Source organism: Pseudoalteromonas xiamenensis (assembly GCF_030994125.1).
Taxonomy (GTDB): Bacteria; Pseudomonadota; Gammaproteobacteria; order Enterobacterales; family Alteromonadaceae; genus Pseudoalteromonas; species Pseudoalteromonas xiamenensis_B.
In genome coordinates this window covers 1648519-1663478 of the sequence record NZ_CP099917.1, presented here as the reverse complement: position 1 = coordinate 1663478, position 14960 = coordinate 1648519, and the positions used below count along the sequence as shown (strand labels likewise).

General features: G+C 45.8%; 12 protein-coding genes and 1 pseudogene. All 13 read left to right on the top strand.

What is annotated here, in order from left to right:
- Nucleotides 1–9 precede the first annotated feature (9 nt).
- The gene (gene rsmH / locus NI389_RS07660) at nucleotides 10–945 is read left to right on the top strand and encodes a 16S rRNA (cytosine(1402)-N(4))-methyltransferase RsmH (RefSeq protein WP_308362287.1); all 936 of its coding nucleotides are present in this window, start codon (nucleotides 10–12) and stop codon (nucleotides 943–945) included.
- Nucleotides 945–1270 (top strand): annotated as a pseudogene (gene ftsL / locus NI389_RS07655) (cell division protein FtsL). Before rsmH ends, ftsL begins: the two are co-directional and overlap by 1 nt.
- On the top strand, nucleotides 1267–3081 hold the full coding sequence (locus tag NI389_RS07650; RefSeq protein ID WP_308362286.1) for a penicillin-binding transpeptidase domain-containing protein: 1815 nt from the start codon (nucleotides 1267–1269) through the stop codon (nucleotides 3079–3081). The pseudogene ftsL and the gene NI389_RS07650 overlap by 4 nt, the downstream one beginning before the upstream one ends.
- Nucleotides 3074–4540: a UDP-N-acetylmuramoyl-L-alanyl-D-glutamate--2,6-diaminopimelate ligase gene (locus NI389_RS07645; RefSeq protein ID WP_308362531.1), complete on the top strand. Its 1467-nt coding sequence runs from the start codon at nucleotides 3074–3076 to the stop codon at nucleotides 4538–4540. Before NI389_RS07650 ends, NI389_RS07645 begins: the two co-directional genes overlap by 8 nt.
- On the top strand, nucleotides 4537–5925 hold the full coding sequence (locus NI389_RS07640) for a UDP-N-acetylmuramoyl-tripeptide--D-alanyl-D-alanine ligase (RefSeq protein WP_308362285.1): 1389 nt from the start codon (nucleotides 4537–4539) through the stop codon (nucleotides 5923–5925). Before NI389_RS07645 ends, NI389_RS07640 begins: the two co-directional genes overlap by 4 nt.
- Nucleotides 5919–7001, top strand: coding sequence for a phospho-N-acetylmuramoyl-pentapeptide-transferase (mraY, locus tag NI389_RS07635; RefSeq protein ID WP_208844239.1), 1083 nt, complete (start codon nucleotides 5919–5921; stop codon nucleotides 6999–7001). Before NI389_RS07640 ends, mraY begins: the two co-directional genes overlap by 7 nt.
- Nucleotides 7002–8336, top strand: a complete 1335-nt coding sequence (murD, locus tag NI389_RS07630) for a UDP-N-acetylmuramoyl-L-alanine--D-glutamate ligase (protein ID WP_308362284.1) — start codon at nucleotides 7002–7004, stop codon at nucleotides 8334–8336. It abuts the gene before it with no gap.
- Nucleotides 8336–9511: a cell division protein FtsW gene (gene ftsW, locus NI389_RS07625; RefSeq protein ID WP_308362283.1), complete on the top strand. Its 1176-nt coding sequence runs from the start codon at nucleotides 8336–8338 to the stop codon at nucleotides 9509–9511. Before murD ends, ftsW begins: the two co-directional genes overlap by 1 nt.
- A complete protein-coding gene (gene murG, locus NI389_RS07620) occupies nucleotides 9508–10560 on the top strand; it encodes an undecaprenyldiphospho-muramoylpentapeptide beta-N-acetylglucosaminyltransferase (RefSeq protein WP_308362282.1) in 1053 nt (350 codons plus the stop codon). The genes ftsW and murG overlap by 4 nt, the downstream gene beginning before the upstream one ends.
- A gap of 55 nt (nucleotides 10561–10615) precedes the next feature.
- Entirely contained in the window at nucleotides 10616–12037 is a 1422-nt protein-coding gene (gene murC, locus NI389_RS07615; protein ID WP_308362530.1) for a UDP-N-acetylmuramate--L-alanine ligase, read from the top strand.
- Entirely contained in the window at nucleotides 12021–12929 is a 909-nt protein-coding gene (locus tag NI389_RS07610) for a D-alanine--D-alanine ligase (RefSeq protein ID WP_308362281.1), read from the top strand. The genes murC and NI389_RS07610 overlap by 17 nt, the downstream gene beginning before the upstream one ends.
- A gap of 1 nt (nucleotide 12930) precedes the next feature.
- The gene (locus tag NI389_RS07605; RefSeq protein WP_308362280.1) at nucleotides 12931–13710 is read left to right on the top strand and encodes a cell division protein FtsQ/DivIB; all 780 of its coding nucleotides are present in this window, start codon (nucleotides 12931–12933) and stop codon (nucleotides 13708–13710) included.
- Complete coding sequence (gene ftsA, locus NI389_RS07600; RefSeq protein ID WP_308362279.1) at nucleotides 13707–14939, top strand: cell division protein FtsA; 1233 nt, start codon at nucleotides 13707–13709, stop codon at nucleotides 14937–14939. Before NI389_RS07605 ends, ftsA begins: the two co-directional genes overlap by 4 nt.
- The last annotated feature ends 21 nt before the right edge of the window (nucleotides 14940–14960 follow it).

Sequence of the window (14960 nt, the reverse complement as noted above, 5' to 3'; positions counted from 1 at the left end):
GCAAAGCACATGACTGCGCAATTTCAGCACATTTCGGTATTGATGGACGAAACCATTGATGCACTAGATATTAAACCGGATGGTATTTACGTCGACGGCACATTTGGTCGCGGTGGTCATTCGGGACAGATCTTAGCTCGTTTGGGAGATAAGGGTCGTTTACAAGCAATCGACCAAGACCCGACGGCAATTGCGGCTGCTGAAAAATTCGCGAACGATGCTCGTTTTTCGATTGCACACAACCGTTTTTCCAACATGCGCCAAGTGGCTACCGAAGCTGGTATTTTAGGCCAAGTTGACGGCATTCTACTGGATATTGGCGTATCGTCTCCACAATTGGATGATGCGGAGCGCGGTTTCAGTTTTATGAAAGATGGTCCGCTTGATATGCGTATGAATCCAACGTCTGGACGCAGCGCAGCGCAGTGGTTAGCCGAAGCCGATTTAGAAGACATTACGTTTGTAATTAAACAGTACGGTGAAGAGAAGTTCGGCCGTCGTATCGCGACGAAAATCATTGAAACGCGGGATCACACGCCAATAACGACGACTAAGCAACTAGCCGATTTAGTAGATGAAGCAGTACCGGTTAAAGATAAGCACAAGCATCCTGCTACACGCACTTTCCAAGCAATTCGTATTTACATCAACAGTGAGTTGGAAGAAATTCAAACGGCGCTGAGCGAAGCGTTGGATGTATTGAAACCGGGTGGCCGTCTTGTGGTGATTTCGTTCCATTCATTAGAAGACCGAATTGTTAAACAGTTTATTAAAAAACAAAGTAAGGGAGAGGCGATACCTAGGGGTCTGCCTTTAACGGATGCACAATTAAAACAAAACTTGACGTTGAAAGCGGTAGGTAAAGCCATAAAACCAAGCGCAGCAGAGATTGCGCAAAATCCACGGGCAAGAAGCTCGGTGTTGCGGGTGGCGCAGAAACTCTAATGAACCAAAAAGCGCAGTTGCGCCAACCCAATTTATTTAACGAAATTATCAAGGGCTTGTTCGCGAACAAGTTCATTGCGTTTTTATTGGTGTTGATTTTTTTTCGAGTTTAGTGCTTGTACAAATCACGCATTTAACTCGTCAGCAACTGATTGAACAAGACAAGCTATTACAACAACGCGACGAGTTGGATCTTGAATGGCGTTATTTGATTGTTGAGGAGGAGTTTTATTCTCAACATGCTCGCATTGAAGAAGTTGCTATCAGCCAGCTCGATATGAAAAGACCAACAAGCAAAGACGAACAGGTGGTGGTACTACCATGATTGCCCCGAAGAAGACCGTGAACAATTTGATCACATGGCGCTTCATTTTAGTATGTGTTGTGCTGGTTTTTGTGTTTGTCACGTTAATGGCAAGGGCTGCCTATTTGCAAGTTATTGAGCCTGACAAAGCGCGTGAAGAAAACGAGAAACGGACCGTCCGTGTTGAAAAGCTTAAAGTTCAGCGTGGAATGATTTTCGACCGCAATGGAAATGAGCTTGCAATCAGTGTTCCTGTAGTGAGTGTGTACGCGGATCCGCTTGCGCTTGATAAAGAATTGGCGAAACGAGTTTTAAAAACGGCAAAAAAATCGGGTGAGAATGTAGATGCACTCGAAAAAAATGAGGTGGAATTAACCCACCGAAAACGAGAACTCTATCAAAATGATCTGCGATGGCGAGAGCTCGCTGACGTATTACAAGAAGACAACACCGATATTAATGGAAAACTGCGCGCCAACACGAGTCGGCGCTTTGTGTATTTAAAACGTCAAGTAACTCCTGCTGTTGCAAACTACATTGACGATCTAAAGTTGCCTGGTATTCATCTTCTCGACGAATCAAAACGTTTTTACCCAAGTGGTGAAGTGTCTGCGCACGTTCTTGGTTTTACCAATATTGATGGTAAAGGGATTGAAGGTGTCGAAAAGCTTTATGACAAAGCACTTACGGGAGCCGAAGGACGACGTACCATCCGCAAAGATGCTCAAGGCCGCGAAATTCAAGTGCTTGATGAGCAACAACGCGTAGAACCAGAGAGCATCACATTATCTATTGATGAACGAATTCAAGCGATTGCCTATAAGGCGCTCAAGTCGGCGGTTTTATCCTACCAAGCGACCTCGGGTTCAGCCATGGTGGTTGATGTGACAACGGGTGAAATATTGGCAATGGTAAACAGTCCATCATTTAATCCCAACAATATGCGTGATGCCGCGCCACACAAAAGACGTAACCGTGCGATCACCGATTTATTTGAACCTGGCTCAACTGTTAAGCCTCTAGCCATATTAGCTGGTTTAGAGTACGGCGCTGTAAAGGCTACTGACACAATAAATACATACCCAGGCTGGATGCGCATCGGTGGGAGTCTTGTCACAGATCCTCGAAATCACGGTGAAATGACGCTACGCGAGATCTTGAAAGTATCGAGTAACATGGGCGTTGCTAAGATAAGCCAAATGATGCCAAAAGATTACTTCGTTGAAACCTACCAAAAAGTAGGGTTCGGTGAAGAGTCAGGCACGATGATGATTGGTGAAAGCAACGGGTTGTTTTACCCAAATCGTCGCTGGTCAGATTTTGAAATTGCAACGCTTGCGTATGGTTACGCGGTAAGCGTGTCGACCGCGCAAATGGCTCGGTTTTATTCGATATTAGGCGCAGGTGGTATTAAACGCCCGTTGACCATTATTAAGCAAGATTCGCCTCCACCGGGTGAGCGTATTTTTCAAGAAAGCAACGTAAAAGCGGTTGTTGAGATGATGGAAAGCGTGTTTGAAAGCGGCGGGACTGCATCCAAAGTGAATGTAGACGGTTACCGTGCTGCGGGTAAAACAGGGACTTCCATTAAGGCGGTCGCAGGCGGGTATGGTAATGAATATGTCGGTTACTTTGCAGGCATCGCACCAGTAAGTAATCCTCGTTTAGCGGTCGTTGTTATGGTTAACGAACCTGGCGGAGATGTTTATTATGGCGGTGCTACGGCGGGCCCTGCATTTGCCGAAATTATCTCAAATGCATTGCGTATATTGAATGTTGCGCCAGACAAAGAGCGTGTGGCGTATTTAACAGGAAAAGATAATGATGCGTGATTTAAAAGATGTACTTACGCATTTTGGGAAAACCATCAAAAGCTTGATGGTCAATGACTTGCGAATTGATAGCCGAGAAGTCAAAGAAGGGGACGTTTTTGTTGCCCTTGACGGCCATCAAACACATGGTGCACAGTTTATTGATACAGCATTTAGTGCTGGCGCAGTGTGCGCGCTAGTCAACACCGCGAACGTGTCGGAACGTCATGACGAACGTGTGATTGGCGTTGATAATTTAGAAGAGCAGATTGCGGCACTGGCGACGGAGTTTTATAGAAAACCGTCTTCAGCAATTAAGCTTATTGGTGTTACTGGGACTAATGGTAAATCCACCACAACGGCACTGATCGCGAATTTAGCAACGTTATGTGCACATGCCGGCGCGGTTGTTGGGACGTTAGGTTATGGTAAGCCGGATGCCCTCGTGCCTCTTGCAAATACGACGCCGAGTCATGTGGACCTCGCACGAATTTTGAACGAGTTGAAAGAAGGACATCAATTAGTTGCAATGGAAGTTTCTTCCCATGGCCTTTCTCAAGGTCGTGTCGCCGGACTTGAATTTGATGTTGGCGTTTTTACGAATTTAAGTCGCGACCATTTGGACTACCATGGCGACATGGCAAGTTACGCGGATGCAAAACTGCAACTATTTAAAAAGCACCAGCCTACTTTTTCCGTCATCAATGTTGATGATGCGATTGGACAAACTTGGATCAAAAACGATCAAGTACAGTCAATCGTTGGATTTGGGCGTATGAGTGCACAATTGAGTGCGCTACCACATTTCGTTGCGTTTCAGCATGAAGAATACACACCGGATGGGATCCATTGTGAATTTGTAACCAGTTGGGGAACGTGCCAAATTGTCACTTCGTTATACGGTGAATTCAATCTTTACAATCTTGCCGCAGCATTTGCCACTTTATTAAGTCTTGGCTTTGAGTTTGATGCACTGGCAAGAGCGGTTAGTAGCTTACAGACAGTCGCAGGTCGCATGCAGCCTTTTAGTGCTGCAGGCAAACCAACCTGTATCGTCGATTACGCACACACCCCAGATGCACTTGAACAAGCGCTCAAAGCGTTGCAACAACACGTACCAGGTAAAGTTACGTGTGTTTTTGGCTGCGGTGGTGATCGTGACAAAGGTAAGCGCCCACAGATGGCTGCAATCGCTCAAAAATATGCGGATAAAGTAATAGTCACAAGCGACAATCCTCGAACGGAATCACCGATAGCGATTATTGACGATATTCTCACCGGCTTTACCTCTTTGCAAGGTGTGCACGTTGAGTCAGACCGAGCTCGTGCGATTGAGTCCGCAATAGCAATGTCTACGCCAGATAGTGTGGTGTTAATCGCTGGCAAAGGGCATGAAGATTACCAAATCATTGGTAAAGATATCTTGCCGTTTTGCGACCGAAAAGTGGTGCAAGCGTTACTCGCAGGAGAGGCATTATGATTGCCGTCGATTTAAATTGGATTGCAAACGTACTGAATACGGACAAACCTGCACATAACCTCGCGGTACACCAAATTAGTACGGATACGCGAAGTGTAAGGCAAGGCGATGTATTTGTTGCGCTTCAAGGCGAACAGTTTGATGCTCATGACTTTGTAGCCCAAGCGGTTGAGAACGGCGCTATTGGCGTGGTGGTCTCAAAACTAGTTGATGTGAACATACCTCAATTTTTAGTTGCTGACACCAAGCTCGCTTTGGGTGAACTGGGCAAGGCTGTTATGAGTCATGTTCAACCCAAAACGATAGCAATTACGGGCAGTGTTGGCAAAACCACGGTTAAAGAAATGTGCGCTGCTATCCTTCGTCAAAAAGGGAAAGTGCTAGCAACCGCGGGAAATTTTAACAATGAAATTGGTGTACCATTAACGTTATTGCGACTCAGTGAAGAGGATGAATTCGCGGTGATTGAATTGGGGGCAAATCACATTGGTGAAATTGCGTACACGGTGTCTTTAACTCAGCCCGATGTTGCGACGGTCTGCAATGTTGCACCTGCTCATATTGAAGGTTTCGGTTCAATCGATGGTGTTGGTCAGGCAAAAGGGGAGATATTCACCGGGCTGAAAGCGACTGGCACAGCACTGTTTAATGAAGAATGTCCTTACATTGTGGATTGGTATCACCATTTGTCTTCACAGTCTGTAGTAAAGTTTCACAGTGAAACACCTAGTGACTTTTACCCTACCGAGATTTCGCTTGACGCTCTAGCGCGTGCAAGTTTTACCTTGAACACGCCTGATGGAACTATACGTATCCAGCTTCCTTTGTCTGGCCGCCATAACGTGATAAATGCGGTGATAGCAGCCGCTTTAACCAGTCGTGTAGGCGCGTCGCTAGACGACATCATGAATGGTCTTATGCAAATGGCAGAGGTGAAAGGTCGGGTAAACGTCAAACAAGTTAATGCTCACCTGACCGTAATTGATGACAGCTACAACGCGAATGTGAAATCGGTAAAAGCTGCAATCGATTTGCTCGCTGATTTACCAACACATCAAGTACTTGTGTTGGGGGACATGGGCGAATTGGGACCAGACGCCGCACAGTATCACTCGGAAATAGGCGAATATGCTAAGCAAAAGGCTATTCCTGCGTTATTTGCACTAGGACCGCTAAGTCGTTCATACGTTGACGCCTTTGGTCCTGATGGGCAGCATTTCACTACGCGTGAAGCATTGCTGCAAACGTTAAAAAATTACCTAGAAGAGCAACAAAAAGAAATTACCGTTTTAGTTAAAGGATCTCGAAGTGCACGCATGGAGTTAGTGGCAGACGAGCTAGTTTCAGAAAGCCGACACGGCAAAGAGGGAGTAGTATCATGTTAGTTTGGCTGGCTGAATATCTGACACAATTTTACAGCGGATTTAATGTATTTTCATACTTAACATTCCGAGCTATTTTGGGCATTTTGACGGCTCTTATGTTGTCACTTTATTTTGGCCCTAAGTTGATCCGAGCACTTCAGCGCATGCAAATTGGACAAACAGTGCGTAACGATGGTCCAGAATCTCACTTCTCTAAAGCGGGTACGCCGACGATGGGTGGGATTTTAATTCTAGGCTCTATTTTTGTCAGCACGTTAATGTGGGCTGATCTGAGCAACAAGTATGTTTGGGTAACTCTATTTGTTGTTGGAAGTCTAGGTATTGTCGGGTTCGTCGATGATTATCGCAAAGTGATCCGAAAAGATTCCAAGGGGCTAATTGCTCGATGGAAATATTTTTGGCAATCCGTTATTGCGATCAGTACCGCTTGTTTTATGTACTTTTCATCTGTAAATCCATCGGAAACGATGTTGGTTGTGCCGTTCTTTAAAGACGTGCTTCCACAACTTGGTATTTTCTATTTAGTTGTGACGTATTTTGTACTTGTCGGTACGTCGAATGCTGTAAATCTCACCGACGGTTTAGATGGTTTGGCGATTGTCCCAACGATTTTAGTTGCTGGCGCGCTCGCAATCATTGCTTACCTATCAGGTAACGTGAACTTCTCGCATTACCTCAATATCCCTCATTTACCCCTTGCGAGTGAATTGGTTGTTGTGTGCACCGCGATTGTAGGCGCGGGTCTTGGCTTTTTGTGGTTTAACACTTACCCAGCGCAAGTGTTCATGGGCGATGTTGGGTCGTTGGCACTTGGTGGTGCGCTTGGCATTATTGCCGTACTCGTCCGTCAGGAGCTTGTGCTTGTTATCATGGGAGGAGTGTTTGTAATGGAAGCCTTGTCGGTCATTTTGCAAGTAGGCTCGTACAAGCTACGTGGTCAACGAATTTTCCGTATGGCACCGATTCACCACCACTATGAGTTAAAGGGATGGCCTGAACCTCGAGTGATTGTACGCTTTTGGATTATTTCATTAATTTTAGTTCTCGCTGGCTTAGCAACGTTGAAGTTACGATAGATGACCTATTTAGATGAGTTAAAGCAAAAAAATATTATAGTCTTAGGCCTCGGCATAACGGGGATAGGGATTGTTCGTTTTTTGCTTCAACATGGTATTACGCCAAAAGTAGTGGACTCTCGCAACGAACCTCCTGGAGCGGCTTGGTTATCGCAACAGAATGTGGATTGTGATGCTGTATTTGGCAATTTAGCGGAAGCATGTTTGCACAAGTGCGATTTGCTCATTGTAAGCCCTGGTATTCCTCTGTATGAGCCGAACATTGCGAATGCGATTGCTCAGGGTGTTGAAGTAATTGGCGATATTGAATTATTTGCTCGTTTTAACGATAAACCAGTGATTGCGGTAACCGGATCGAATGGTAAATCGACCGTCGTTTCACTGGCGGCGGCTGTACTGAAAGAAGCCGGTTTCAATGTCGGCCTTGGTGGTAACATCGGTACTTCTGCGCTTGATTTACTCTCGCTTGATGCTGATGTGTACGTGTTGGAGTTGTCTAGTTTTCAGTTGGAAACTACGCACACGCTGCATTGCGAAAGCGCGATGATCTTGAACTTGTCTGAAGATCACATGGATCGATACGCGGATTTTGCCGCTTATTGTGCTGCGAAACAACGGATCTATTCACATGCAAAACGCGTTGTCGTTAATGCCGATGACGAAAATACGCACTTTTCGATGCAACCAACTCGCAAACAAGAGCTGGTGACAGTGTCGTTGACGCAAGGTGACTATAGCCTAGTTGTGGAGCAACAGCAGGCTAAATTCAGTGCATTTGGACAACCTTGGTTTTCGACAAATTCACTGAGCTTACTTGGCGGCCATAACCAGTTCAACGCGTTGTCCGTGATGGCTCTACTTCAACCGTTTAATGTTCCTGTGAATGTTTTTGAACGCGTTTTTAAGTCTTTTGTTGGGTTACCTCATCGCTGTGCGCTCGTCGCCGAAGTGAACGGGGTGCGCTATATCAATGACTCAAAAGCCACCAATGTGGGGGCGACTATCGCAGCGATTGAGAGTTTATATGACGCACTTGGGCAGATGATTGTCATTGTTGGTGGTGACGCAAAAGGTGCAGATTTGTCTCCTCTTGGGCCTGTGCTTCGCAAATACTGTAAATCGGTATTAGCATTTGGCCAAGACGGAAAAGCCTTTTTAGGACTCCACCCAAATGCTCAGCTTGTGGCTGACTTAGGCGAAGCAGTGAGCACTGCTGCTGCACAAGCAACGAGTGGAGACCAAGTTTTATTAGCACCAGCGTGCGCAAGTTTAGACATGTACAGCAACTACCTTGCTCGTGGTGAGCATTTTGTCTCTCTGGTGGAGGCACTCTGATGCAACTTGTCGATAAAGTGAAAGAATGGTTTTTTCCGGAGCCCTCTAGTGCGCTCTACGATGTGCCATTGTTATATGCCATGTTGTGTTTGATAGGTGTTGGCTTTGTGATGGTAACAAGTGCCTCAATGCCGGCAGGCGAGCGAATTTTTGGCAACCCATATCACTTTACGTTAAGGCATGGTGCTTTTATCGCGTTATCAAGTTTATTGTTTGTAATGGCGACAACCGTACCGATGGATTGGTGGAAAAAAGCAAATCCATATTTGCTCCTTATCGGTGTTGTACTCTTGCTTATCGTATTAGTTATTGGTCGAGAAGTGAACGGTTCTAAGCGTTGGATCCCGGTAGGGCCTGTCGGTATTCAAGCCGCGGAATTGGCTAAGCTATTTTTCTTCAGTTACATAGCCGGTTATCTCGTACGCAAACGGGAAGAGGTTCAAGAAAACCTTAAAGGCTTTGCCAAACCAATGGCTGTGTTTGCCGTGTACGCTTCATTAATTTTGCTTCAACCGGATTTAGGCACGGTTGTTGTTATGTTCGTCACAACGGTGGGGTTACTGTTTTTGGCAGGCGCGAAACTATGGCAGTTCTTTGCACTAATATTGACCGGTGTTGGCATGGTGGTATTACTCATTATTGTTGAGCCATATCGGATGGCACGTGTTGTTAGCTTTTGGGAGCCGTGGAATGACCCATTCGGCAAAGGTTACCAACTGGTTCAATCGCTTATGGCGTACAGCCAAGGCGGCTGGTTTGGGCAGGGACTTGGCAATAGTGTCCAAAAGTTACAATACCTACCAGAAGCACATAATGACTTTATTTTTGCTGTTATCGGTGAAGAGCTTGGTTTTGTAGGCGTGGTCAGCATTTTGATGTTGTTAGCTACCTTAGTATTTCGTGCCTTATTTATTGGTCAAAAAGCCCTTAAAAATGGTCGTGAATATGAAGGATACTTAGCGCTTGGAATTGGGATCTGGTTTGCATTCCAAACCATGGTAAACATTGGCGCAAGCGCCGGTATTTTGCCAACCAAAGGCCTAACATTGCCTTTTGTGTCTCAAGGTGGTTCTAGTTTTATGGTGATGACCGTTGCTGCAGGCGTATTATTCCGCATTGATTTTGAAACAAAAATGGCAACGCGCCAAGCAACGACGCGAGGCTCAAAACGATGAGTAAGCATTTATTGGTTGTTGCCGGAGGCACGGGTGGCCATATTTTCCCAGGAATTGCGGTTGCGGAGACATTAAAACACGCCGGTTGGACTGTCAGCTGGATAGGCACTGCAGATAGAATGGAAGCCGAAGTTGTACCAAAGCACCACATTGAAATCGACTTTATCGAAGTTAAAGGTGTGCGTGGCAATGGTTTAAAGCGTTTGTTGAGTGCACCTTGGATGGTCACAAAAGCAATTAAAGACGCCATCGCTGTGATTAAAAAGCGCCAACCAGACGTGATTTTAGCAATGGGAGGTTATGTTACAGGGCCCGTTGGGATTGCGGCTAGGTTGCTTGGGATACCACTGGTTATCCACGAACAAAATGCAGTTGCAGGGTTCAGTAATCGTTGCCTATCGCGCATCGCGTCAAAAGTGTTAGCGGCTTTTCCTGGTGCGTTTAATGGCGCGGAGATTGTTGGAAATCCGGTCAGAGCAAGTGTTGTAAAGCTTTCACCCAAAGAGGCTGTCGGCGCTTTAAAGGTGCTTGTGGTAGGTGGTTCATTAGGGGCACAAGTCTTTAATGACGTTTTGCCTGAAGCGTTTCAAACTTTAAGTGAACTAGGTGAAATACAGATTCGCCATCAGACAGGTCGCAATAATTTACCAAAAGTTCAATCGTTGTATGACGCCATTGGATTGTCGGCTCAAGTTGACGAATTTATTAGTGACATGGATGCGGCGTATGATTGGGCAGACATTGTGATTTGTCGAGCTGGCGCATTGACGGTGAGCGAAATTGCGGCGGCTGGAAAACTGGCGTTATTTGTTCCGTACCCATATGCGGTAGATGATCATCAGACAGCAAACGCTCAGTTTTTAGTTGATGGTGGCGCGGCACATTTAATCGCTCAAAAAGACTTTAACAAAGAAAGTATTGTGGCATTATTACGCCCTTATTTTTCAGCTCGTGACGCGATTTATGAAAAAGCCTGCATAGCGAAGCAACTTGCAGTGACTGACGCTAGCCAGAAAGTGGCAGCAATATGTGAAGCATTAACGAGTTAATACTCAAATAGATTGATAAGAGAATCACGTGATAGAAACGAACAAACCAAGAGCAATGAGACGGATCAACACGATTCACTTTGTGGGCATCGGTGGTGCTGGCATGGGGGGAATTGCTGAGGTGATGGCTGTTGAAGGTTATCGCATCACCGGTTCTGATCTTGCAACCAGCGCGATGACTGAACGGTTAATCAAAGTGGGTGCAGAAGTGTTTATTGGTCACCATGAAAACAACGTGAAAGACGCCGATGTAGTGGTGGTGTCAAGCGCAATCGACGAGCGTAACCCTGAAATTGCAGCTGCAAAAGCGGCGCGTATTCCAGTTGTTCGTCGTGCAGAGATGCTTGCTGAGTTGATGCGTTATCGTCACGGTATTGCTATTGCGGGTACGCATGGCAAAACCACAACGACAAGTTTGATTGCGAGTATTTTTGCAGAAGCGGGCCTCGATCCCACGTTTGTAATTGGGGGCCTTTTAAATAGTGCGGGTACAAACGCGAAATTAGGCAGCAGCCATTATCTTGTCGCAGAGGCAGACGAATCAGACGCGTCTTTCCTACATTTACAGCCAATGGTATCCGTTGTTACGAATATTGAAGCCGATCATATGGATACCTATGGTGGCGACTTTGAAAAGATGAAAGACACTTATGTCGAATTCATCCACAACCTGCCATTTTATGGTTTAGCGGTGGTTTGCAGTGATTCAGAGGTTATCAATGAGTTGATCCCGCGTTTTGGACGGCCAGTGATCACGTATGGCTTGAATGCTGAAGCGGATTATCGCTTGTGTGAATTTACGCAAACCAGCGGCAGTTCGACTTTTAACGTAGTGACAAAACAAGGTCATAGCTTGAATGTGACTTTGAATATGCCAGGTCTGCATAATGCGCTCAACGCAACGGCTGCAATTGCGGTGGCAAAAGATCATGACATCGCGGATCACGCGATTTTAAGTGCGCTAGTTAAGTTTGCCGGGGTCGGGCGTCGATTCCAGCATTATGGAACTTTTACAACGGAGAAAGGTGACATCATGCTGGTTGATGATTACGGTCATCATCCATCGGAAGTTGCAGCGACGATTCAAGCGGCACGTGCAGGATGGCCTGATAAACGTTTAGTGATGATCTATCAACCGCATCGCTTTAGCCGTACGCGCGATTTATATGAAGATTTCGTAAAGGTACTTGCTGAAGTCGACCAATTAATCTTGTTGGATGTGTACTCAGCGGGAGAGGCGCCAATAGTAGGTGCTGACAGTAAGAGTTTGTGCCGAAGCCTTCGCAAGCGAGGCATCGAACCAATTCATGTGGCAAATCACGTTGAATTGGGCCAAGTCCTTGCGGATGTCATGGAAAACAATGATTTGGTCATTACACAAGGTGCAGGCAATATCGGTCAACTAGTGAAAAAGTTGGCGGCGGCAGAACTTTCAATTTCGGTTTTAAAACAGGTGGATTATGAGCCAGTTTGGTAAAGTAGCAGTCTTACTAGGCGGGCATTCAGCGGAGCGTGAAGTTTCGTTGAAGTCAGGCAGTGCTGTATTAAATGCAATACAGAATGCAGGTATTGATGCGTTTGGGTTTGACCCAAAGGAGCAATCTCTGTCTGCTCTTGAAGATTTGGATGTATCACGTGTATTTATCGCATTGCATGGTAGAGGCGGTGAAGATGGAACGGTGCAAGGTGCACTTGAATATCTGAATTTGCCCTACACCGGTAGTGGTGTGCTAGGTAGTGCGCTTGCAATGGACAAAGTACGTTGCAAGCATCTGTTTAAATCGGCAGGTCTGAGTACAGCACCTTATGAAGTGGTTTCGACTACAGAACCTTTTGATGCAGAAGCAATCATTGCCAAATTGGGCAAAGTAATGGTGAAACCTAGCCACGAAGGCTCAAGCATTGGGATGTCACAAGCTTCAAATGCTCAAGAGCTGGATGTTGCGCTACAAGAAGCATTTAAATACGACAGTCAAGTATTAGTAGAGCAGTGGATTACAGGACGTGAATTTACCGTTTCAGTGCTAGGTGAGCAAGTATTGCCCGTCATTGAGATGACAACACCTCGTGGTTTTTACGACTATCAGGCAAAGTATCAATCTACGACAACTCAGTACCATTGCCCTGCAGCACTTAGCGAAGCTGAGACGGTTGAATTACAAAAGCTTGCCAAGCAGGCATTTGACCTAGTCGGTGCAAGTGGTTGGGGTCGCGTTGATGCAATGCGAGACGAAGCGGGAAATTTCTATTTATTGGAAGTAAATACCGTCCCGGGCATGACAGAGAAGTCACTCGTGCCAATGGCTGCGAAAGCAGTAGGATTAACATTTGAGCAATTAGTTGTTCGCATTTTGGAGCAAACACTTTAATATGCGAGCATTTTTGGGAAAGGTTTACCGCGGCGCAAAACGTCAGAACTGGTCGTTAATTGGCGGGGTAAGCTTTTTCCTTTGTGTAGTGATTGGTATTGGGCAATTGTTCTTTGGTGTGAGTGATTGGTTGGTCACGCATAAAGATGCGCAAATCAAACAGTTAGCTGTTCTTGGAAAGCCGAAGTACACAAACGAAAATGAGATCTTAAAGGCAATTCGAAAAGTTGATTTGAGTAGCTACTTCGAATTGGATGTCAAACAGGTTCAGCGAGAAGTACAAGCGCTACCTTGGGTTGCTACAGCTTCAGTTAGAAAGCAGTGGCCGAATACCCTGCAAGTTTATGTTGTTGAGCATACGCCGGTGGCAATTTGGAACAGTGATTTATTGCTCAATCAGGCAGGGGAAGTGTTTCAAGCAAATAGCGACAAATTGCCAGCGCATCTGCCGCAACTGTATGGCCCCGAGGGGAGTGAACAGGAAGCGTGGGAAGTGTTTGGTCAGCTAAAAGCGCTACTGGCTGTGAATCAGTTTAAATTAGAAAGCCTTGCGTTGTCTGAACGATTTGCATGGCAATTGTGGTTAGACAATGGGATCCGTTTGAACTTAGGGCGGACCGAGAAAGCGAAACGAGTACAACGATTTATAGACGTTTTTCCGCATTTGGAAAAACCTGAAGGCGCGCAGATAGATGTAGTCGATTTGCGTTATGACACTGGCCTGGCGGTCAGTTGGAAATACCCAGATAAAGAACAATCACAAAATAAGAGTGCAGCATGACCAAATCAGTTGAGAGAAATTTGGTAATTGGATTAGATGTTGGAACGTCAAAGGTCGTTGCAACGGTTGGTGAAATCACCGCAGACAATAAATTAAGTATTGTCGGTGTAGGTCGTCAAGTTTCTCATGGTATGGATAAAGGTGGCGTGAACGACCTAAATTTAGTGTCTGACTCCATCCGTCGTGCGATTGACGAAGCGGAGCTGATGGCAGATTGCCGTATAAGCTCGGTGTACTTAGGTATTTCAGGAAAGCACATTCAGTGTCAAAACGAAAGTGGTGTTGTGGCGATTAATAATGCTGAAGTCACCGATGATGATATCGCCAACGTGATCCACATTGCGCGCTCAGTTCCTATTTCTGCTGAACGCAAAATGTTGCACTCGTTACCGCAAGAATACAGCATTGATATGCAAGAAGGGATAAAAAACCCGTTAGGGATGAGTGGTGTGCGAATGGAAGCTCGTGCACATATCATTACTTGTTCAAATGATATGGCAAAAAACATCGAAAAGTGTGTGGAACGTTGTGGATTGCATGTCGACCAACTGATTTTCGGCGCTTTAGCGTCTTCCTATTCCGTATTGACGGAAGATGAAAAAGAACTCGGGGTTGCGGTTGTTGATATTGGCGGTGGCACAATGGATATCGCTATTTTCATTAATGGTGCTCTGCGCCACTCGGCGGTAATTCCAGTCGCGGGTAATCAAGTGACGGGGGATATTGCAAAAATATTCCGTACACCTATCTCACATGCTGAATCGCTTAAAGTACAATACGCATGTGCAAGCAGCCAAATGGCGAGCAGCGAAGAAACAATTGAAGTGCCAAGTGTAGGTGGTCGCCCTGCTAGATTGATGTCGCGACATACGTTGTCAGAGGTGGTTGAGCCTCGTTTTAGAGAATTATTTGAACTTGCCTATGAAGAAATTCGCAGCGCAGGTTTTGAAGAGCAAATTGCAGCCGGTGTTGTCCTCACAGGTGGCACGGCAAAGATGCAAGGGGCTTTGGAAGTGGCGGAAGAAATCTTCCAAATGCCAGTAAGAGTTGGTAAGCCACTCGGTGTAGTGGGTCTTACTGATTATGTTAACGATCCTGCTTTTGCAACGGCTGTTGGTCTTTTACAATATGGCCGTACGTTGCAAACGATGAATGCACAAAAATCGAAGGACAACCAGCAGGATAGTTGGTGGAGTCGCATGACAAAGTGGTTCCAGGGTGAGTTTTAAGACTCAATAGTCGGAGAGTGA

What these genes read in the sequence shown, in the direction of transcription:
- rsmH (WP_308362287.1), top strand. Translation starts at nt 10, where the DNA reads ATGACTGCGCAATTTCAGCACATTTCGGTATTGATGGACGAAACCATT.
- NI389_RS07650 (WP_308362286.1), top strand. Translation starts at nt 1,267, where the DNA reads ATGATTGCCCCGAAGAAGACCGTGAACAATTTGATCACATGGCGCTTC.
- NI389_RS07645 (WP_308362531.1), top strand. Translation starts at nt 3,074, where the DNA reads ATGCGTGATTTAAAAGATGTACTTACGCATTTTGGGAAAACCATCAAA.
- NI389_RS07640 (WP_308362285.1), top strand. Translation starts at nt 4,537, where the DNA reads ATGATTGCCGTCGATTTAAATTGGATTGCAAACGTACTGAATACGGAC.
- mraY (WP_208844239.1), top strand. Translation starts at nt 5,919, where the DNA reads ATGTTAGTTTGGCTGGCTGAATATCTGACACAATTTTACAGCGGATTT.
- murD (WP_308362284.1), top strand. Translation starts at nt 7,002, where the DNA reads ATGACCTATTTAGATGAGTTAAAGCAAAAAAATATTATAGTCTTAGGC.
- ftsW (WP_308362283.1), top strand. Translation starts at nt 8,336, where the DNA reads ATGCAACTTGTCGATAAAGTGAAAGAATGGTTTTTTCCGGAGCCCTCT.
- murG (WP_308362282.1), top strand. Translation starts at nt 9,508, where the DNA reads ATGAGTAAGCATTTATTGGTTGTTGCCGGAGGCACGGGTGGCCATATT.
- murC (WP_308362530.1), top strand. Translation starts at nt 10,616, where the DNA reads ATGAGACGGATCAACACGATTCACTTTGTGGGCATCGGTGGTGCTGGC.
- NI389_RS07610 (WP_308362281.1), top strand. Translation starts at nt 12,021, where the DNA reads ATGAGCCAGTTTGGTAAAGTAGCAGTCTTACTAGGCGGGCATTCAGCG.
- NI389_RS07605 (WP_308362280.1), top strand. Translation starts at nt 12,931, where the DNA reads ATGCGAGCATTTTTGGGAAAGGTTTACCGCGGCGCAAAACGTCAGAAC.
- ftsA (WP_308362279.1), top strand. Translation starts at nt 13,707, where the DNA reads ATGACCAAATCAGTTGAGAGAAATTTGGTAATTGGATTAGATGTTGGA.